The following is an 18,618-nucleotide window of genomic DNA, read 5'->3' as shown; positions in this document are numbered from 1 at the left end:
ACCTTTAACGGACTTCGGCCGGGGACGGGGACTGGGTGATCTCCGCGCGCTCATCGCTGGAGGTGACATGGGCCTCATGGCGCATGCGCTCAACCATGTGCGGGTAGTGCAGCTCGAACGCGGGGCGCTCGGAGCGGATACGCGGCAGGGAGACGAAGTTGTGGCGCGGCGGCGGGCAGGAGGTGGCCCACTCGAGGGAGTTGCCGTAACCCCACGGGTCATCCACGGTGACGATCTCACCGTAGCGCCAGGACTTGAACACGTTCCAGACGAACGGAATGACGGAGGCACCGAGCAGGAAGGAGAAGATCGTGGAGATCTGGTTGAACAGCGTGAAGCCGTCGGAGTCCAGGTAGTCGGCGTAGCGGCGCGGCATGCCCATGTTGCCCAGCCAGTGCTGGATGAGGAAGGTGCCGTGGAAGCCGATGTAGGTCAGCCAGAAGTGGATCTTGCCCAGACGCTCGTCCAGCATGCGGCCGGTCATCTTGGGGAACCAGAAGTACACGCCGGCGAAGGAGGCGAACACCACGGTGCCGAACAGGGTGTAGTGGAAGTGGGCGATCAGGAAGTAGCCGTCAGCCAGGTGGAAGTCCAGCGGCGGGGAGGCCAGCATGATGCCGGTCAGACCACCGAAGAGGAAGGTCGACATGAAGCCGACCGCGAAGATCATCGGGGTTTCCCAGGTGATGTGACCCTTCCACATGGTGCCGACCCAGTTGAAGAACTTGACGCCGGTCGGGACCGAGATCAGGAAGGTCATGAAGGAGAAGAAGGGCAGCAGGACGGCACCGGTGACGAACATGTGGTGTGCCCACACGGCCATGGACAGGGCGCCGATGGCCAGGGTCGCGAAGACCAGGCCGATGTAGCCGAACATCGGCTTACGGGAGAATACCGGGATGACCTCGGAGATGACACCGAAGAACGGCAGGGCGAGGACGTAGACCTCGGGGTGGCCGAAGAACCAGAACAGGTGCTGCCAGAGGATGGCGCCACCGTTGGCGGTGTCGTAGATGTGTGCGCCGAGCTTGCGGTCGTACAGGACGCCGAGGGCTGCGGCGAGCAGCAGCGGGAAGATCATCAGGGCGATGACGGAGGTGACGAAGATGTTCCAGGTGAAGATCGGCATGCGGAACATGGTCATACCCGGGGCACGCATCGTCAGGATGGTGGTGAGCATGTTGATGGCGGAGACGACGGTACCGATACCGGCAGCACCGACACCGACGATCCACAGGTCAGCGCCGACACCCGGGGTGTGGGTGGCGTCGGACAGCGGGGAGTACATGGTCCAGCCGAAGTCGGCGGCCCCGCCCGGGGTGAGGAAGCCCGCCAGTATGGTCAGGCCGCCGACGGTGGTGATCCAGAAGCCGAAGGCGTTCAGACGGGGGAAGGCGACATCCGGGGCGCCGATCTGCAGCGGCAGAGCGTAGTTGGCGAAGCCCCAGACGATCGGCGTGCCGAACAGCAGCAGCATCACGGTGCCGTGCATGGTGAACAGCTGGTTGAACTGCTCGTTCGACAGGAACTGCAGACCCGGGGTGAACAGCTCGGCACGGATCAGCAGGGCCATCAGGCCGCCGAGGAAGAAGAAGCCGAAGGACATGATGATGTACATGATGCCCAGCTGCTTGTGGTCGGTGGTGATCAGCATGTCCCAGGCACGGGAACCCTTACGGTCCGTACCTGTCGGCTGAGGACGGGTCGGCTCGACGTAGTCGTCAAGCCTTGGCGCCACTGCGGTCATAGTTCCTCCTGACTACGAAACAGCCCGTAGAAGAACGGACTGCCAAGCTTTTACTGCGCCTCATCTTAAAGGACGCGTAAGAGTATTATCCAGCCCAACGGGACCGGAGACGTACATCAGTCTAGCCCCACCTTCACCGCAAAACACAAGGCTAACGGCAATTCCGGAGCTTTCCCGGACGATTCACCGGACACCCCCCTGGGTTTGTGACCGCCAACACATCCGCGAGCAGGCAGATTCCCACCATTCGCCCGGGACGGGAACTCCCCTTCACCCCCGGTCGTTATCAAACTTTCGATTGAGGGGCGGGTCGGGGCCATGTCACCCACCGCCGCGCGTGCCGCAGGCGACGGAAAACAGCGCGGATGATTCCTTATATATAAGGCCCCTTTCGGGTGCCACGGCATCAAAAGTCCCTGTCACTTGCCACGTTCAGTTTAGAATGACTATTGGACAGTAGTTTTGCGCCCGAAGGGCCCGAAGGACATTAAGGACACTGAGAGCGATGAGCGAGTCACCCCGCACCCCGGCTGCACCCCTGCTGGACAACGTCCTCGACGAACTCGGGAGGGATATCATCGCGGGGGTCCTGCCCGAGGGAAAGACCTTCACCCTCCAGGACCTGTCGAACCGTTTCGACATCTCCCGGACCGTCGCCCGCGAGGCGATGCGCGCCCTGGAGCAGCTGGGCCTGGTCTCCTCCTCCCGCCGCGTCGGCATCACGGTCCGTCCCCGCTCCTCCTGGGCGGCCTTCAATCAGGCGGTCATCGACTGGCGCCTGGCGAGCCCGTCCGAACGGCGTTCCCAGCTGCGTTCCCTCAGCCAGCTGCGTAGCGGTGTGGAACCGCAGGCCGCCCGGCTCGCAGCCGCCCACGGCACCGACGAACAGCGTGAGGAGCTGGTTACGCTGGCCAGGCGGATGCGGGAGCTGGGTGAGTCCGGGGAGGGTTCCTCCCTGGAGTTCCTGGAGGCCGACGTCCGCTTCCATGCGCTGCTGCTCGAGGCCTCGGGCAACGAGATGTTCGCCGCGCTGGCCCCCTCCATGCTCAGCATGCTCCACGGCCGGACCCGGTACGGCCTGCAGCCGGACGAGCCGGCGGCCGTGGCGCTGTCCGCCCATGAACAGCTCGCCCACGCCATCGCGGAGGGCGATGAGGAGGGTGCGGAGCAGCAGTCGCGGGCACTGCTGACCGAGGCCTCGCAGATCTTCATCAGCGACTTCTGAGCCCGCTCACCGACGCTGCGCAGGCACCGGGAACGGCGAAGGCGTGGACCCCACCCCCCCCGCGGGTCCACGCCTTCGCCGTTCGTCCTGGAGCCTAGAGCATGCAGGAGACGCAGCCCTCGATCTCGGTCCCCTCCAGGGCAACCTGACGGAGACGGATGTAGTACAGCGTCTTGATGCCCTTGCGCCAGGCGTAGATCTGGGCCCGGTTGATGTCACGGGTTGTGGCGGTGTCCTTGAAGAACAGCGTCAGCGACAGGCCCTGGTCGACGTATTTCGTCGCCACCGCGTAGGTGTCGATGATCTTCTCGAAGCCGATCTCGTAGGAGTCCTGGAAGTAGTCCAGGTTGTCGTTGTCCATGTGCGGCGCCGGGTAGTAGACGCGGCCGATCTTGCCTTCCTTGCGGATCTCGATCTTCGAGGCGATCGGGTGGATCGAGGAGGTCGAGTTGTTGATGTAGGAGATCGAGCCGGTCGGCGGGACAGCCTGCAGGTTGCGGTTGTACAGGCCGTGGGCCATGACGTCGGACTTGAGCTGTGCCCAGTCCCCGGCGGAGGGGATGTGCGCCGTGGACTTCTCGAAGAGGCCCTTCACCTTGTCGGTTTTGGGGGCGAAATCCGCCGGGTTGAAGCCGTCGAAGTAGGTGCCGTCGGCGTACTTGGACTTCTCGAAGCCGGAGAACTTCTCGCCGCGCTCCTGCGCCAGCTGGTTGGAGGCCCGCAGCGCCTGGTAGAGGACGGCGGCGAAGTAGGCGTTGGTGAAGTCCAGCCCCTCCTCCGAACCGTAGTAGATGTGCTCGCGGCCGAGGTAGCCGTGCAGATTCATCTGGCCGAGGCCGATGGCATGGGAGGCGTTGTTGCCCTCCCGGATCGACGGGACGGAGTCGATGCTGGTGAACTCGGCAACGGAGGTCAGGCCACGGATGGCGGTCTCGACGGTCTTGCCGAAGTCCGGGGAGTCCATCGCCATGGCGATGTTCATGGAGCCGAGGTTGCAGGAGATGTCCTCGCCGATGGTCTCGTAGGAGAGGTCCTCGTGATAGGTCGAGGGGGTGTTGACCTGCAGGATCTCAGAGCACAGGTTGGACATGTTGATGCGACCGTCGATCGGGTTCGCGGCGTTGACCGTGTCCTCGAACATGATGTACGGGTAACCGGACTCGAACTGGATCTCCGCCAGGGTCTGGAAGAAGTGGCGGGCGTTGATCTTGGTCTTGCGGATCCGCGGATCCTCGACCATCTCCTGGTAGTGCTCGGTGACGGAGATGTCGCCGAAGGGCCTGCCGTAGATGCGCTCGACATCGTAGGGGGAGAACAGGTACATGTCCTCGTTGCGCTTGGCCAGGTCGAAGGTGATGTCCGGGATGACCACGCCGAGGGAGAGGGTCTTGATGCGGATCTTCTCGTCGGCGTTCTCCCGCTTGGTGTCCAGGAAGGACATGATGTCCGGGTGGTGGGCGTTGAGGTAGACCGCGCCTGCACCCTGGCGGGCACCGAGCTGGTTGGCGTAGGAGAAGGAGTCCTCGAGGAGCTTCATCACGGGGATGACACCGGAGGACTGGTTCTCGATGTGCTTGATGGGCGCGCCGGCCTCACGCAGGTTGCTCAGCAGCAGGGCGACGCCACCGCCGCGCTTGGACAGCTGCAGGGCGGAGTTGATGGCGCGGCCGATGGACTCCATGTTGTCCTCGATGCGCAGCAGGAAGCAGGAGACCAGCTCGCCGCGCTGGGCCTTGCCGGCGTTGAGGAAGGTCGGGGTGGCCGGCTGGAAGCGGCCGGACATGATCTCGTCGACGAGGTTCTCGGCGAGCTCCTCATTGCTGTTGGCCAGGAACAGCGCAGTCATGGTGACGCGGTCCTCGAAACGCTCGAGGTAGCGGCGACCGTCGAAGGTCTTGAGGGTGTAGGAGGTGTAGTACTTGTAGGCGCCCAGGAACGTGGGGAAACGGAACTTGAACCTGTAGGCCCGCTGGAACAGCGACTTGATGAACTCAAAATCGTAGGCCTCGAGGACCTCGGGCTCGTAGTACTTGTTCTCGATGAGGTAGTTGAGCTTCTCATCCAGGTCGTGGAAGTAGACGGTGTTCTGGTTGACGTGCTGGAGGAAGAACTGGTTCGCGGCCTCACGGTCCTTGTCGAACTGGATCTTCCCGTTTCCGTCGTAGAGGTTCAGCAGCGCGTTGAGCGCGTGGTAGTCCAGCTGTTCACCCGGGGCGGCGGCCTCAGCGACGGCGGTCCCCTTGTTCGGGGCGGTCTGCTGTGTGGTCTGCGTGGTCAACGTTTTTTCTGGCCTTTCAGTTCGGTGGGCGGGACGTTATTCAGTTATTCACCGTTGGTGGCGGGCACCGGCTCGAGCCCGAGCGCCCCGGCGTTGCCGAGGAGCCCCTCCCGAAGAATACGCACATCCTCCGAGTTGCCCATCAACTCGAAGCGGTAGACGTACGGTACGCGGCATTTCTTCGAGATCACCTCTCCGGCGAGACCGTAGTCGGAGCCGAAGTTGGTGTTTCCGCCGGCGACGACCGCACGGATGAGGCTGCGGTTGTGTTCGTCGTTGAGGAAACGGATCACCTGCACGGGCACCGGGCGGGAGTTCTGCCCGGTCATGCCCGCCCCGCCCCCGTATGTGGGGCAGACGAGCACGTAGGGCTCATTGACGATGAGTGGTTCCTCCGCCTTGTACAGGGGGATCCGCACGTTCGGCAGGTCCAGTTTCTGCACGAAGCGGTGGGTGTTGTCTGTGGCGGAGGAGAAGTACACCACGAGCATCTTTGCGTTCACCTCCTTTCGGGGCAGTCTTCCGTTGCCGCATTACATGGCAAACGCCGCCCAGCGACTCTGTTGGGCGGCGTGGGGCATGACCTGTGGCCTTCCCTGACTCCCGGCAGGGGCGGTCAGGGTGACGCCGGTCAGGCGACGACGGCGGTGAGGCTGCTGATGCGCTCCGGACGGAAACCGGACCAGTGCTCCCCGTTGGCCACGACGACCGGGGCCTGGAGGTAGCCGAGGGCCAGGACGTAGTCCCGGGCCTCGTCGTCGAGGCTGATGTCCACGATCTCGTAGTCCAGTCCGGCGCGGTCGAAGGCCTTCTGGGTGGCCTTGCACTGGACGCAGGCGGGCTTGGTGTAGAGGGTGATGGACATGGGAGTGAACCTCATTCTCTGCCGGAAATTTTTGGGGTTGTGGGCACCTGGGTGCCGCGGTCGGCTACTGTCACCGACTCTGAAAAATGGCCCTGGACGTGTTCTTGGCCTGTCCTGTGGCGTTACCAATAGACACTATACTTTGTGGTCAACGCTTGCAAGTGACACTACATGTAGTAGTTACATTGATGAAAGTCCAGCAAGACCGTGGTTCCCGGCCCACATGTTGACCCGCCGTCCGCACCGTCATCACAGGCGTGAAACAACACCGTTGTCATTTACCCAGTTCGCCCCCGCACCGCCACGGATTCGCCATCAACCCGCCACGGAACCGTTACCCCGGCCGGCCACCCCCACACAGCGAAACCGCCCGCCCCCACGGTCCGCGAGGACGTGGGAACGGGCGGTTCAAAGCTGCGAAGCCTAGCCCTGACGGGCCTTGAAACGCGGCTCCTTCTTGTTGATCACGAAGACCTTGCCGTGACGACGGACAACCTGGGCGCCCGGCTTGTTCTTCAGCGACCGAAGCGACTTGCGAACCTTCATCGGGCGCTCCTTTCTGTATGCGCACCCCAAATAATTGCGATGCGACTTGTTTCAACACAGCTGATTATCCAGCCATGACACGAGTGACCATGCTACCGCACCCACACTCAACCTCCAAAACCGCCTACGATGGCGGACATGCAGCAAGAGATCATCGACGCCGTCCACACCCGGCCGCACATCAACACCGCCGGGGAAATCACCACCCGGGTCGACTTCCTCGCCGACTACCTGCGCAGAGCCGGCATGAAGGGATTCGTCCTCGGCATCTCTGGTGGGCAGGACTCCACCCTGGCCGGCCGCCTCGCGCAGCTCGCCGTGGAGAAGGTCCGCACCGAGGGGGGCCAGGCGGAGTTCTGGGCCGTCCGCCTCCCCCACGGGGTGCAGGCTGACGAGGATGACGCCCAGATGGCCCTCGACTTCATCAACCCCGACCACCGCGTGACCGTCAACATCGCCGACGCCACCACCGCGATCACCGACGCTGTCGCCGATGCCCTCGGCCAGGCCGATCTCGGCGACTTCAACAAGGGCAACATCAAGGCCCGCCAGCGGATGATCGCCCAGTACGCGATCGCCGGGGAGAAATCCCTCCTCGTCCTGGGTACCGACCACGCCGCGGAACAGGTCACCGGATTCTTCACCAAACACGGCGACGGCGCGGCCGACCTCATGCCGCTGTCCGGCCTGAACAAGCGTCAGGGCGCCCAGCTTCTCCAGCACCTGGGCGCACCCGCCGCCGCCTGGGAGAAGGTGCCCACCGCCGACCTGGAGGAGGACCGCCCGGCGCTGCCGGACGAGGTCGCCCTCGGTGTCACCTACACCCATATCGACGACTACCTCGAGGGCCGGGAGGTACCGGAGGAGGCCGCCGCGCGCATCGGGTACCTGTGGCGCATGGGAGCCCACAAGCGGCACCTGGCACCGGGCCCCCACGACACGTGGTGGCGCTGACCGCTCACCCCTCCCGCAACAGCCGGACCGTGGCCTCCGCCGCCGCCACGAGGGGGCGGGCGTAGCCGGGGCCGTGGGTCCAGGCGTGCACGGCCAGGGGGTGGAGCTGGTGCAGCGGGACCCGGTCCCGCCAACCGGGCCGCAGGGCGGAGACCTCCACGTAGCCCAGGAAGATGTCCTCGAGGTAGGGGGCGCCGAACAACGCCAGCATGGCCAGATCCGTCTCCGGGTGCCCGCCGTGGGCCGCCGGATCGATGAAAACGGGGCCGTCGGGGCCGAAGAGCAGGTTGCCGGCCCACAGATCACCGTGGATGCGGGCGGGTTCCCCTTTCCACACCCGGGCGGCGATCAGGTCCGCAGCCTGCTCCACCAACCCCAGCCCTGCCGCATCCAGGTGGCCGACGTCGTGGGCCCGGCGGGCGAAGGGACGCACGCGCTGCTCCGCGTAGAAGCTCCCCCACCGCCCGGTCGGGATGCATTCCTGGGGCCGGGTGCCGATGTAGTTGGGTCCCTCCCAGCCCGGGGGCGGGGCCCCGAATGCCGGCGCCCCGGCGCGGTGGATCGCCCCCAATTCCCGGCCCGCCTGACGTGCTGCCCCACGGCTCGGCGCCACCTCCCGGACGCGGACGGTGCTCAGGGTGTTGGCCACCGGGTCCATGGCGACCACCTCGACGACGGCCGGGGAGGCCTCCCGCAGCCAGCACAGCCCCGCGGCCTCCGCCTCAGCGGAACGGGGCTCACGGGGCTGTTTGGTGAACACGGGGGCCATGTCAGTAGCGCTCCGGCTCCTCACCGATCTCGAATTCACGGCCGGTGATCTCCCTGGCGTTGACGCGCACCCAGTTGTATTTGAGGGTGGGTGCCCAGGGGTGGAGGTTCAGGGTCTCGGCGTGGGCGATGTCGTCGTGCTTCTCCAGCAGCTCGGCGGTGCCGCGGACGACCACGGACCAGGCGGTCTGCCCGTCACGACCGTCAGCCTCGAAGAGGACCTCGTTGCCCAGGTTGACGGTGAACAGCTTGGTACCCTCGGCGGTGCGGAAGTAGACGGCCTCGCCGTCCACGACGAAGTTCACGGGGAAGATCTCCAGGGCATCCTTGCGCTGCAGCACGATGCGGCCGGGCTGGACATCCGCCAGGCGGGCAAGGGACTGCTCGACGCTCAGCTTGCGGAAGATGTCTTCGTTGAACATGTGGAAATGCTCCTCACACGGTAGGGCGCGGCACGCGCGGGTTCTGTACCTCCCAGGATACGTGCCCCCTCCCCCGCTGGAGCCCGGATACGTGAGAGGCCGGTCACCACGGATGGTGACCGGCCTCTACTTCGGTGGAGCTAAGGGGATTCGAACCCCTGACCCCCACACTGCCAGTGTGGTGCGCTACCAGCTGCGCCATAGCCCCTTGCGGTGTATTCAATTTTCAAGTGGAGCTAAGGGGATTCGAACCCCTGACCCCCACACTGCCAGTGTGGTGCGCTACCAGCTGCGCCATAGCCCCTTGGAACTCCTGTCAATGTACACGTCCGCATGCTGCGGCACCAAATCGCCAGGTGAATGCTTGACGACGCCCGCGTGGGGCGGGCGTCGTCAAGCGGGGTTCAGGCGGGGTTTAAGCACCCAGAACAACATCCAGCCACTGGTTGATGTCCTCAACCTCGACGTCCTTGCCGTCCTGGACCACGCGCGGTGAGGAGACGGAACCGGTCTCGGCCTCGAGCCTGTCGGCGTTGGCGGCGGCCAGGGTGGCCGCATCGCTGACGAACTCACCATTGCGGATCGTCTCGACAACGCCGTCAGAGGCGCCGAGCGCCTGTGCGGCATCGGCGAAGTCGTCGTTGCTCCACTTGTTGTAGATGTCCTCCTGGTCCTCCATGAGGACGGTGCGGAAGTTCCAGAACACGTCGGTCTCGCCGGCCTCCGCGACCGCGAGGGCGGCGGCGGCTGCGCGGGTGGAGTGGCCGTCGATGTTGCCGCGGTCCAGGAAGTTGAGGGTGCGGATGTTGACGATCAGTTCACCGGCCTCCACGGCCTCCTGCATCTGCTCATCGGTGTTCTGCGCGAGGGTGCCGCAGTAGGGGCAGGAGTAGTCCTCGTAGAGGTCCACCTCGGGGGCGTCGGCGGCCGGGTTCGCGGCGGCGATGGTCACCGAGTTGTCGCTGAAATCGGATTCGAAGGCGACGTCGACGTTCGCACGGTCGGCGAGGTGCTCGGTCCTCTTGCCCTGTCCGGACATGACGATGTAGCCGATGACCACGGCCGCCACGACGACGACGGCGACGATGGCCCAGATGAATGCGCTACCGCCCTTGGCGTTCGGGTCACTGACCCGGGTGGACTTGCTCACTGTTTGTTCTCACCTTCGGAAATCTGATGGTCTTGCGGTTTAAGGGTAGAGGGCGAACCTCTTGAACGGACGATAAATGGTCCACACGGTCAATGCCAGGTAGAAGACGTCACGGAGGATGGTGATGAAATAGTCCATCGCCACGGCGTCGTAATTCGGCTCGATGCTGAAGCAGCCGCAGTCGATGGCCAGCCCCCGGGCCCAGGCCTGCGCGATGCCGACGATGAACAGCACCAGCACTCCCGTGGCCACCTTGCTGGACTGCCGGAGGAAGACCCCCAGCAGCAGGAAGAGCCCGCCGGCGATCTCCAGCGGCCCGATGAGCCGGGCCAGCAGATCCGACCACTGGGGGGTGAAGATCTCGTAGGCCATGATGGCCTGCGTCATGTTCATGTGGTCGTTGAGCTTGGCCCAGCCGGCGGTCAGCCAGGTGTAGGCCATGAAGAACCTGGCGAAGAGGCTGATGCCGTCGAGGATCCGCCGTCCGTTCGTGCTCGACCAGAACGAACCCGCAGCCACCGGCTCCGGGTTCGTTGAGGGGGTCATTGCCTGCTCTGTGGTGGACACGTATTCAGACCTTAGCCGACCACCGGGCCGGTCCGATACATGAATTCGCCCCGGCCGGCCCGAATCACAGGGGATTAACCGCCGAGCACCTGGCTCACCACAGCCTGAGCCTCCTCCTGCACCTGGCGGAGGTGATCTTCGCCACGGAAGGACTCGGCGTAGATCTTGTACTTGTCCTCGGTACCGGAGGGGCGGGCCGCGAACCAGGCGTTCCCGGTGGTGACCTTCAGCCCGCCGATGGCGGCACCGTTGCCCGGCGCCTCGGTCAGCTTGGCGGTGATGGGCTCACCGGCCAGCTCGGTGGCGGTGACCTGCTCGGGGGACAGTGCCTTGAGCGCGGCCTTCTGCTCGCGGTTGGCCTCGGCGTCGAGACGCGCATAGGCGGGGGCACCGAACTCGGCGGCCAGTTCCGCGTAGCGCTGCGAGGGGGTCTTGCCGGTCACGGCGATGATCTCGGCGGCGAGCAGGTTGAGGATGAGACCGTCCTTGTCGGTGGACCAGGTGGTGCCGTCCATGCGCAGGAAGGACGCGCCCGCGGACTCTTCGCCGCCGAAACCGATCGTCCCGGACATCAGGCCGTCCACGAACCACTTGAAGCCCACCGGCACCTCAACCAGGCGGCGGCCCAGGCGGTCGACCACCCGGTCGATCATGGAGGAGCTGACCAGGGTCTTGCCCACCGCGGTGCGCTCGTCCCAGCCGGGGCGGTTGGCGAAGAGGTACTCGATGGCCACCGCAAGATAGTGGTTGGGGTTCATCAGGCCGGCGTCCGGGGTGACGATGCCGTGCCGGTCAGCGTCAGCGTCGTTACCGGTGGCGACGTCATAGTTGTCGCGGTTCTCGATCAGCGAGGCCATGGCGTGCGGGGAGGAGCAGTCCATGCGGATCTTGCCGTCGGTGTCCAGGGTCATGAACCGGAAGGTCGCGTCCACCGCCGGGTTGACCACCGTGAGGTCGAGCCCATGGGTCTCCGCGATCGCCGCCCAGTAGTCGACGGAGGCACCACCCATCGGGTCCGCCCCGATGCGCACACCGGCCTCCCGGATGGCGTCGATGTTGACCACGCTGGGCAGGTCGGCGACATAGCGGCCCTTGAAGTCGTAGCGCTCGGCCCGCTCGTCGAGGACACCCGTGACCGGGACGCGCCTGACACCCTCCAGTCCGGCGCGCAGCAGCTCATTGGCCCGGTTGGCGATCCAGTCCGTGGCGTCCGTGTCCGCGGGGCCGCCGTTGGCGGGGTTGTACTTGAAACCGCCGTCACGCGGCGGGTTGTGCGAGGGGGTGATCACGATGCCGTCGGCCGGCCGGTACGAGGGGCCGGCGGTGCCCCAGCGGATGTCCCTGTTGTGGCTGAGGATCGCGTGCGAGACCGCCGGGGTCGGGGTGTAGCGGCCCTCGGCGTCGACAAGCACCTTGACCTCGTTGGCGATGAGCACCTCAAGCGCGGAGACCATCGCAGGCTCAGACAGGGCGTGGGTGTCGCGGCCGATGAAGATCGGACCGTTGTCCATGTTGGTGCCCTGGCTGCGGTAGTCAACGATGGCCTGGGTGGTGGCCCAGATGTGCTGCTCGTTGAAGGAGTTGTCGAGCGAGGAGCCGCGGTGACCGGAGGTACCGAAGACCACCTGCTGGTCCGGGTCCTCGACGTTGATCTCCCGGGTGTAATACGCGGTGACCACCTCAGCGATGTCGATGAGGTCCTCGGGACGTGCCGGCTGGCCTGCGCGTTCGTGTGCCATGTCTGTGGTTCTCCTTGTTCGTGCCTGGGCAGGGGTTACTCCATTGTTGTCGCGTGACCGCACACCCGCAGTGGTCCCGCCCCTGTCCACCCGCCGGTCACCCCCGCGAGGGGGCAGGTACCGTGAACTCATGCTGCTTGTCGACGCCGCCGTCGTCGGCGCCGGCGCCCTCCTCGGCGCCCTGGCCCGCTTCGCCGTCGGGGAATTCCTCGGCACCGGCCCCCTGCCCCTGCTCGGCATCAACATCCTGGGTTCCTTCCTCATGGGCCTCCTGCGCCCCGGCGCCTTCTGGGGCCGTGGGGTGCTCGGCGGCTTCACGAGCTTCTCCGCCTTCGCCCACCTGGCTTCCGCCGCACCGGCCTATCTCGTGGCCACCGTCGTGGGTTGTGTCGGGGCGTGGCTGCTCGGGGACCGGTGGGCACGGTGATCGGGGCCGTGTTGGCCGTCGGTCTCGGCGGCTTCCTCGGCGGCATGGTGCGCGGTCTCCTGGCCCGGTGGCCGGGTGGCCTGGGTGGCACCTTCACCGCCAACCTCACGGCCACCGTCGTTCTCGGTGCGGTGATCGGGGCCGGGGAGCTGGTCTACCTCGCCCTGGGGACCGGTTTCGCAGGTGCGTTGTCCACGTGGTCGACACTGGCCCGGGAGCTCGGTGAGCTGCTGAAGGAACGGCAGTGGCGGTTGTTGGCCGGATACACGTCAGCCACGCTCACCGCCGGGTGGGTGGTGGCGTGGCTGACGAGGTGGCTGGTGTCCGCTTAACCGGAGATGGCGTCCAGCGGCGGAGTCTTGGCGGCCCGGCGGGCCGGCCAGACCGCGGCGAGCACGCCCACCACCGCGGAGCCGAGGAGCATCCACAGCAGCATGGCCCAGGGCACCGAGATGGTGTCCAGTCCCTCGCCGCTGAGGACCTCGAGGAAGGCCCAGCCCAGCCCCAGACCGATGATGATGCCCATGACCGCGCCGAAGACGGCGATCTGGACGGCCTCGAGGGTGATCATGGTGCGGATCTGGCGGCGCTGGGAGCCGACGGCCCGCAGCATGCCGATCTCCTGCCTGCGCTCGATGACCCCGAGCGTGAGGGTGTTCACGATGCCGAGGATCGCGATGATCACCGCGAGCGCCAGTAGCGCGTAGAGGATGTTGAGCATCTGGTCGATGGCCTGCCCGGCCTGGCCGGCCATCTCGTCAGTGCTCATCACCTGGACGACGATGAAGCCCTTCACCGCCTCCTCGAGATCGGCGCGCAGCTGATCCGGGTCAACCGAACCGTCCGCGACGACCCCGACCATGCTCACCTCAAGTGCACCCGGCGGCAGCAGTCCGGCCACCGATTCCTGGGAGAGGACCATGTTGTTGAGGAGGTTGTTCGGCTCGAAGATGCCGAGGACCTCGACCTCACGGACCTCCTCGCTCAGTCCCGGGGCGGTCAGCGGCAGAACGTCACCGACCTCCCAGCCGTTGGTCTCCGCGAAGCCGGCTGCGGCCAGCACACCCGGTCCGGCGCCCAGGTCGGCGGTGCCTTCGCGCATCTCGATCGCGATCATGTCGGTGACATTGCCGTCGAGGAGCGTGGTCTGGGCGAAGTCGCCGAACTGGTTGGTGGCGCGGCCGTCGACAAGCACGGGGGCCGTGGACATGGTGAGCACCTGTTCCACGCCCTCGACGTCGCGGACGGCGTCGGGGGTGCCGGCGGGCGTCGGGAAGCTGCCTGATGTCGGACCGGAGAGGATGAAGTCGGCGGAGACGTTGTTCTCCACCACGTCGGAGATGGACGCCTTCATCGTGTCACCCAGCATGCCGATCGCCGTCACCAGCGCCACACCCAGGGTCAGGGCGAAGGCGGTGGTGGCGGTACGGCGCGGGTTACGGCGGGAGTTGGTCGCCGCCAGCCTGCCGATGGCCCCGAAGGGCGCACCGATGACCCGTCCCAGAGTGGGCACGATCGGCAGGGACATCGCGGGACCGGCGAAGAAGAAGCCGACAATCACACCGAAAGCACCGATGCCGACGAGGATCGCGCGTGTCGACGTCGCCGAATCCGCCAGGAGGGCACCTGCCAGCGCCGCCGCGACACCGACCACCATCAGCAGCACGCCGAGTATGGTGCGGACCCCCAACGGCTGGTCGGTGGAGGCCTCCGTGGAACGCATCGCCTCCACCGGACGGACCTCACCGGCCCGTCGGGCCGGCAGCCAGGCGGAGATGATGGTGACGAGGGTGCCCAGGATGACGGGTACGACGACTGCGGACGTCGAGAGGCCCAGGCCGGAATCCGGGAGGGACATGCCCCGGGCGGACATGATGCCCTTGATCGCGGCGACCAGTCCCACGCCGGCGAGGACGCCCAACGCGGAACCGAGCACGCCGACGAGGAATGCCTCGAAGACCACCGAACGGGTGATCTGCATCCGGGCCGCACCCAGGGCACGCAGGAGCGCGAACTCCTTGGTGCGCTGCGCGACGATCATGGAGAAGGTGTTGGCGATGAGGAAGGTGCCCACCAGCAGGGCCACCAGGCCGAATGCCACCAGGAAGTAGTTGACGAAGGACAGTGCCTGGGACAGCACCTCCGACATCTCCTCGGCCAGCTTCGCGCCGGTCTCCACCTGAAGGCCGTCCCGGGTGTCCTCCAGGTGCGCCACCAGGTCGGTGTCGGAGGTACCCTCCACCGCAGAGACGATGAACTGGGAAGTCGCCCCGTCGAGGGTGTAGCGCTCCAGGAACGCCTCCTCCGGCATGTAGGCGCTCAGGGACTGGCCCTGGTCGAACTCCATCTCGTACAGGCCCGTCACCGTCATGGTGCGGCGTTCCTCCGGGTCGACGACGAGCAGCTCATCGCCCACCGAGATACCGAAGTTCTCCGCGCCCTTCTGGTTGAGGACGATATCGTCCGCGGCGGTCGGCGCCTCACCCTCGACGAGCGGGTTCGGCACCCCGACCACGGTGTCCGGGGCATACCACGGCGCCAGGCTGGCGGTGCCGCCACCTGTCTGGATGGGTTCTTCGTCGCCGGTCGCCAGGACCACGGTCTCCGAGGCCGTCACATTGACGTTGGCGACCTTCTCATCCGCGGCGATCGCCTCCCGGATGTCCCGGGAGAGGACGGACGCGCCCTCGGCGGGGGTCACCACGGCGTCGACACCGTCGTAGGTGCTGCTCACCGCTGACTGGAGGGACTGGTTCAGCGAATTGGTGAACATGAACGCGCCGGAGATGAATGCGGTACCCAGCACCACCGCCAGCACCGTCAGTGCGAGACGCAGCTTGTGTGCCGCGATGTTCCGCAGGCTGATCCTGCGCATGGTCGTGTTCTTAGCCACTGCTCTCCCGGCCTAGCGCTCGACGCCGGTCATGACGGCCACAATCTCATCCATCGTCGGATCGACCAGCTCATTGACCAGTTGTCCATCCGCCAGGAACACCACACGGTCCGCGTAGGAGGCCGCGCGGGCATCGTGGGTGACGATGACCACGGTCTGGTGGTCCTTGTCCACCGCGGTACGCAGGATGCTGAGCACCTCGGCAGCCGAGTTCGAGTCCAGGTTGCCGGTCGGCTCATCACCGAAGATGATCTCCGGGCGCGACACCAGCGCACGCGCGCAGGCCACACGCTGCTGCTGGCCGCCCGACAACTCCGCAGGACGGTGGGTCAGACGCTCCGCCAGGCCCAGGCGGGTTGTGATCTCCTCGAACCACTCCTGGTCCACCTTGCGGCCCGCGATGTCGGAGGGCAGCGTGATGTTCTCCGCAGCCGTCAGAGTGGGCACCAGGTTGAAGGACTGGAAGATGAAACCGAGGCGGTCACGGCGCAGCGCCGTCATCTCCTTGTCCCGCAGGGTGGACAGATCGGTGTCACCGATCAGGGCCGAACCCGAGGTCGCAGAGTCCAGGCCGGCCATGCAGTGCATGAGCGTGGACTTGCCGGAGCCGGACGGACCCATGATCGCGGTGAACTGGTTCCGGGCGAAGGACACGTTGATGTGGTCCAGCGCCGTCACCGAGGTCTCACCCTCCCCGTACTGCTTGTACAGGTCGATGGCTCGGGCAGCGGCCTCCGGGGTTGCGGTGGTGGTGTCGGCCGGGGTGCCGTCGGGCTCGGCCGGCGGGGTGGACCCATGTTCTGTCATGATGAAAAGTCTTCTCCTGAATATGTCGGTTCCAGACAACCAGGTTAACCGGCGCAGCGCCGGGAAACATCAGGGAGCCCCCTGATCTTCCCGCCCGAGGCTCACCAGCGCAGGGGTTCAGCCGAACGCAGGCGCTTATCGACGATCCCCTGGTCGCCCACCGTGATGAAGTTCACTCCGGCCGCCACCGCCCGCCCCAGATCAGTGCTGTCGCGCACGGTCCAGCAACCGATCTGCGCTCCCCTGCCCCGCGCCCGGCTGATGACATCCGGATCCAGGGCGGTCACCTCCGGCAGAAAAGCCGCCAGATTAGCCGACGGGATACGATCCAGCACCTGCAGATCGGTGGGGTTCTCCTTTCCCCGCAGCACCCCGAGACGGCAGCCGGGGATACGGGCGGCGAGCTCAACGAGAACCAGATCGTGGAAGCAGATCAACAGCACCCGCTCCAGCACCTCCGGGTGCTGCTGGAAGAAGCCCTGGAGGGCCACCACCGCCCCCGCACTCTTCACCTCCACCTGCATGCATGGGAAGTTCCATCGCCGCCGTAACCTCAGCCAACGTCGGGATCCCCTCCCCGTTGCGCAGCCTGATCCTGCGGACCTGCTCCAGCCGGAGACCTGCAACCGGCACCTCAGCGAAGGGTGATCCCGCTGCGGCCACCCGCGCTGCGGTGGTGTCATGGAGGACCACAACCTCATGATCGAAGGTCGCGTGGACATCCATCTCCACGGCATCAGCACCCAGCTCCGCTGCTTTCCGGAAGGCGGCCAGGGTGTTCTCCAGCTCCTGGTTCTCAGCGCCCCGATGTGCGACCACCCACATGTCTTCCCCCTTCAGCCGGCGGGCCCTCTCGTACTTGAGCGCAGATTAACGGCTCTTCGCGTTTCGGAGTGCGTAGCTGACCACGAGGCGGGACTCGGGGTGGCACAACATATAGAGGTCCTGGCCGGTACAAGATGAGAGTTACGACGCTTTCATCTGACCGAACCAGGACCCTACTGTGCAGCCTACTGGCAATCTCGTCGCCGATACCATCTGCCGCACCGCAGAAATCGGCCTCACGATCACCGGCGCCGCCGACGCCGGCACCATCACCATCATCGACGCCACCCCGGTGGCCGTGAACCACACCTGCCCCGACTGCGGGCACCCCGGGAAGCTGAGGGATCACACCCTGCGCCGGCTCGTTGATCTTCCCGTCGTCGGGTTCCCCACCCGCCTGGACGTCCGCGTCCCCCGCTTTCTGTGCACAGACACGTCGTGTCCGAGGAAGATCTTCCAGGCATCCCTGGCCTGTGCGGATGACGGATCCAAGCTCACCCACCGAGTCACCCGCTGGATCCTCCAGCGCCTCGCCATTGACCGGATGAGTGTGTCTGCCACCGCCAAAGCACTCGGTATCGGTTGGGCGCTGGTCAACCAGGTCGCACTCGATGCCTGCCGCCAGCTCGTCTATGACGACCCGCACCACCTGGACGGCGTGCGCATCCTCGGAGTCGACGAGCACGTGTGGAAACACACCCGCCGCCCCACGGAACCATCAAACCTGGTGACCATCCTCGTCGACCTCACCCCGCTGGTGGACGGCCGTGGTCCGGCCCGCCTGCTGGACATCCGCCCAGGCCGTAGCGCGCAGGTCCTGCGCACGTGGCTGCAGGAACGCGACCCCAGATTCCGCAGCCAGGTGCAGGTCGTGACGATGGACGGCTTCACCGGCTACGCCTCCGCCGTCGACCAGGTCCTCCCGGACGCGACCAAGGTCATGGATCCGTTTCACGTCGTCCATCTAGCGGCGGACAAGCTCACCTCGTGCCGGCAGCGACTCCAACGCGAGACCACCGGACGCCGCGGACGCAAGGACGACCCGTTGTACAAACACCGGCGAACCTTGTTGACCAGGACGAACTACCTCACCCATCGGCAGAAACAACGCCTGGACATGTTGTGGGCCACCGATGATGACTACGTCGCCCTGGAGGTGACCTGGTTGTTCTACCAGGACATGATCGCGGCGTACGGGCATCCGCAGAAATCAGAAGGCAAAAAGCTCATGCTGCGGGTGATCAACAGCCTGCGCAAGGGACTGCCCGCCGGATTGGAGGAACTCGCCCAGCTGGGGCGCACCCTGTGGCGCCGGCGTGAGGATGTGCTCGCCTACTTCGATATCGGTGCGTCCAACGGCCCGGTCGAGGCCATCAACGGCAGGCTCGAGCACCTGCGGGGCATC

The 18,618-nt window shown here is 65.8% G+C and carries 19 protein-coding genes and 2 tRNA genes; 5 read left to right on the top strand and 16 right to left on the bottom strand.

The genetic code is table 11. The features are described from left to right. Positions 1–4: 4 nt before the first annotated feature. Positions 5–1,747, bottom strand: coding sequence for an aa3-type cytochrome oxidase subunit I (gene ctaD, locus NYP18_RS11445; RefSeq protein WP_259428330.1), 1,743 nt, complete (start codon positions 1,745–1,747; stop codon positions 5–7). Positions 1,748–2,252: 505 nt separating this feature from the next. On the opposite strand from ctaD, the gene NYP18_RS11440 reads away from it, so the two are divergent. Further along, complete coding sequence (locus NYP18_RS11440) at positions 2,253–2,972, top strand: FadR/GntR family transcriptional regulator (protein ID WP_259428329.1); 720 nt, start codon at positions 2,253–2,255, stop codon at positions 2,970–2,972. A 94-nt stretch (positions 2,973–3,066) separates the two neighbouring features. Here the strand turns inward: NYP18_RS11440 and nrdE are convergent, their stop codons facing one another. The 4 genes from nrdE to ykgO all read right to left on the bottom strand — a co-directional run bounded on the left by nrdE (position 3,067) and on the right by ykgO (position 6,661). Beyond that, a complete protein-coding gene (nrdE, locus tag NYP18_RS11435; RefSeq protein ID WP_439648089.1) occupies positions 3,067–5,250 on the bottom strand; it encodes a class 1b ribonucleoside-diphosphate reductase subunit alpha in 2,184 nt (727 codons plus the stop codon). A 44-nt stretch (positions 5,251–5,294) separates the two neighbouring features. Further along, positions 5,295–5,741 (bottom strand): class Ib ribonucleoside-diphosphate reductase assembly flavoprotein NrdI, encoded by a 447-nt coding sequence (gene nrdI / locus NYP18_RS11430; protein ID WP_259428433.1) that lies wholly within the window; start codon positions 5,739–5,741, stop codon positions 5,295–5,297. A 140-nt stretch (positions 5,742–5,881) separates the two neighbouring features. After that, the gene (gene nrdH / locus NYP18_RS11425) at positions 5,882–6,115 is read right to left on the bottom strand and encodes a glutaredoxin-like protein NrdH (protein WP_126120914.1); all 234 of its coding nucleotides are present in this window, start codon (positions 6,113–6,115) and stop codon (positions 5,882–5,884) included. A gap of 423 nt (positions 6,116–6,538) precedes the next feature. Further along, positions 6,539–6,661, bottom strand: coding sequence for a type B 50S ribosomal protein L36 (ykgO, locus tag NYP18_RS11420; protein ID WP_018341343.1), 123 nt, complete (start codon positions 6,659–6,661; stop codon positions 6,539–6,541). 138 nt (positions 6,662–6,799) lie between these two features. On the opposite strand from ykgO, the gene nadE reads away from it, so the two are divergent. After that, positions 6,800–7,615: an NAD(+) synthase gene (nadE, locus tag NYP18_RS11415; protein ID WP_259428328.1), complete on the top strand. Its 816-nt coding sequence runs from the start codon at positions 6,800–6,802 to the stop codon at positions 7,613–7,615. Between the two features lie 4 nt (positions 7,616–7,619). On the opposite strand, the gene NYP18_RS11410 is transcribed toward nadE, so the two are convergent. From NYP18_RS11410 to pgm, 7 genes are all read right to left on the bottom strand, one after another. After that, positions 7,620–8,384 carry a fructosamine kinase family protein gene (locus NYP18_RS11410; protein ID WP_259428327.1) on the bottom strand — a complete coding sequence of 255 codons (765 nt, stop codon included), beginning with the start codon at positions 8,382–8,384 and terminating at the stop codon, positions 7,620–7,622. A 1-nt stretch (position 8,385) separates the two neighbouring features. Next, complete coding sequence (locus tag NYP18_RS11405) at positions 8,386–8,805, bottom strand: pyridoxamine 5'-phosphate oxidase family protein (RefSeq protein ID WP_259428326.1); 420 nt, start codon at positions 8,803–8,805, stop codon at positions 8,386–8,388. A 135-nt stretch (positions 8,806–8,940) separates the two neighbouring features. Beyond that, a tRNA-Ala gene (locus tag NYP18_RS11400) sits at positions 8,941–9,013 on the bottom strand. A 23-nt stretch (positions 9,014–9,036) separates the two neighbouring features. Next, positions 9,037–9,109: transfer RNA gene (locus NYP18_RS11395), tRNA-Ala, on the bottom strand. Positions 9,110–9,220: 111 nt separating this feature from the next. After that, positions 9,221–9,955: a DsbA family protein gene (locus NYP18_RS11390; protein WP_259428325.1), complete on the bottom strand. Its 735-nt coding sequence runs from the start codon at positions 9,953–9,955 to the stop codon at positions 9,221–9,223. Positions 9,956–9,994: 39 nt separating this feature from the next. Further along, complete coding sequence (locus NYP18_RS11385) at positions 9,995–10,522, bottom strand: MauE/DoxX family redox-associated membrane protein (protein WP_259428324.1); 528 nt, start codon at positions 10,520–10,522, stop codon at positions 9,995–9,997. Positions 10,523–10,596: 74 nt separating this feature from the next. Further along, entirely contained in the window at positions 10,597–12,261 is a 1,665-nt protein-coding gene (gene pgm, locus NYP18_RS11380; RefSeq protein WP_259428323.1) for a phosphoglucomutase (alpha-D-glucose-1,6-bisphosphate-dependent), read from the bottom strand. Between the two features lie 130 nt (positions 12,262–12,391). On the opposite strand from pgm, the gene NYP18_RS11375 reads away from it, so the two are divergent. Both NYP18_RS11375 and NYP18_RS11370 read left to right on the top strand, forming a co-directional pair. After that, positions 12,392–12,688 (top strand): fluoride efflux transporter family protein, encoded by a 297-nt coding sequence (locus NYP18_RS11375; protein WP_259428322.1) that lies wholly within the window; start codon positions 12,392–12,394, stop codon positions 12,686–12,688. Next, entirely contained in the window at positions 12,658–13,020 is a 363-nt protein-coding gene (locus NYP18_RS11370) for a fluoride efflux transporter FluC (protein WP_439648088.1), read from the top strand. Before NYP18_RS11375 ends, NYP18_RS11370 begins: the two co-directional genes overlap by 31 nt. Here the strand turns inward: NYP18_RS11370 and NYP18_RS11365 are convergent. From NYP18_RS11365 to NYP18_RS11350, 4 genes are all read right to left on the bottom strand, one after another. Further along, positions 13,017–15,581 carry an ABC transporter permease gene (locus NYP18_RS11365; protein ID WP_259428321.1) on the bottom strand — a complete coding sequence of 855 codons (2,565 nt, stop codon included), beginning with the start codon at positions 15,579–15,581 and terminating at the stop codon, positions 13,017–13,019. The genes NYP18_RS11370 and NYP18_RS11365 overlap by 4 nt on opposite strands. A 12-nt stretch (positions 15,582–15,593) precedes the next feature. Continuing rightward, a complete protein-coding gene (locus NYP18_RS11360; protein WP_259428320.1) occupies positions 15,594–16,388 on the bottom strand; it encodes an ABC transporter ATP-binding protein in 795 nt (264 codons plus the stop codon). A 101-nt stretch (positions 16,389–16,489) separates the two neighbouring features. Then, entirely contained in the window at positions 16,490–16,912 is a 423-nt protein-coding gene (locus tag NYP18_RS11355) for a glycerophosphodiester phosphodiesterase (RefSeq protein ID WP_259428319.1), read from the bottom strand. Then, entirely contained in the window at positions 16,794–17,213 is a 420-nt protein-coding gene (locus tag NYP18_RS11350; RefSeq protein ID WP_259428318.1) for a glycerophosphodiester phosphodiesterase, read from the bottom strand. Before NYP18_RS11350 ends, NYP18_RS11355 begins: the two co-directional genes overlap by 119 nt. Positions 17,214–17,391: 178 nt before the next feature. Between NYP18_RS11350 and NYP18_RS11345 the strand changes: the two genes are divergently transcribed. After that, a partial coding sequence (locus NYP18_RS11345; protein WP_259428317.1) for an ISL3 family transposase occupies positions 17,392–18,618 on the top strand: 1,227 nt, incomplete at its 3' end.

The organism is Corynebacterium lemuris, assembly GCF_024919295.1.
GTDB classification, from domain to species: domain Bacteria; phylum Actinomycetota; class Actinomycetes; order Mycobacteriales; family Mycobacteriaceae; genus Corynebacterium; species Corynebacterium lemuris.
This window is presented reverse-complemented; position numbering and strand designations above follow the sequence as displayed.

Bases quoted from the DNA above. Each gene is read 5' to 3' on its own strand.
- nrdI (WP_259428433.1), bottom strand. From the start codon at position 5,741: ATGCTCGTGGTGTACTTCTCCTCCGCCACAGACAACACCCACCGCTTC.
- ykgO (WP_018341343.1), bottom strand. From the start codon at position 6,661: ATGAAGGTTCGCAAGTCGCTTCGGTCGCTGAAGAACAAGCCGGGCGCC.
- NYP18_RS11440 (WP_259428329.1), top strand. From the start codon at position 2,253: ATGAGCGAGTCACCCCGCACCCCGGCTGCACCCCTGCTGGACAACGTC.
- ctaD (WP_259428330.1), bottom strand. From the start codon at position 1,747: ATGACCGCAGTGGCGCCAAGGCTTGACGACTACGTCGAGCCGACCCGT.
- pgm (WP_259428323.1), bottom strand. From the start codon at position 12,261: ATGGCACACGAACGCGCAGGCCAGCCGGCACGTCCCGAGGACCTCATC.
- NYP18_RS11375 (WP_259428322.1), top strand. From the start codon at position 12,392: ATGCTGCTTGTCGACGCCGCCGTCGTCGGCGCCGGCGCCCTCCTCGGC.
- NYP18_RS11355 (WP_259428319.1), bottom strand. From the start codon at position 16,912: ATGCAGGTGGAGGTGAAGAGTGCGGGGGCGGTGGTGGCCCTCCAGGGC.
- NYP18_RS11405 (WP_259428326.1), bottom strand. From the start codon at position 8,805: ATGTTCAACGAAGACATCTTCCGCAAGCTGAGCGTCGAGCAGTCCCTT.
- nadE (WP_259428328.1), top strand. From the start codon at position 6,800: ATGCAGCAAGAGATCATCGACGCCGTCCACACCCGGCCGCACATCAAC.
- NYP18_RS11350 (WP_259428318.1), bottom strand. From the start codon at position 17,213: ATGTGGGTGGTCGCACATCGGGGCGCTGAGAACCAGGAGCTGGAGAAC.
- nrdH (WP_126120914.1), bottom strand. From the start codon at position 6,115: ATGTCCATCACCCTCTACACCAAGCCCGCCTGCGTCCAGTGCAAGGCC.
- NYP18_RS11410 (WP_259428327.1), bottom strand. From the start codon at position 8,384: ATGGCCCCCGTGTTCACCAAACAGCCCCGTGAGCCCCGTTCCGCTGAG.
- NYP18_RS11360 (WP_259428320.1), bottom strand. From the start codon at position 16,388: ATGACAGAACATGGGTCCACCCCGCCGGCCGAGCCCGACGGCACCCCG.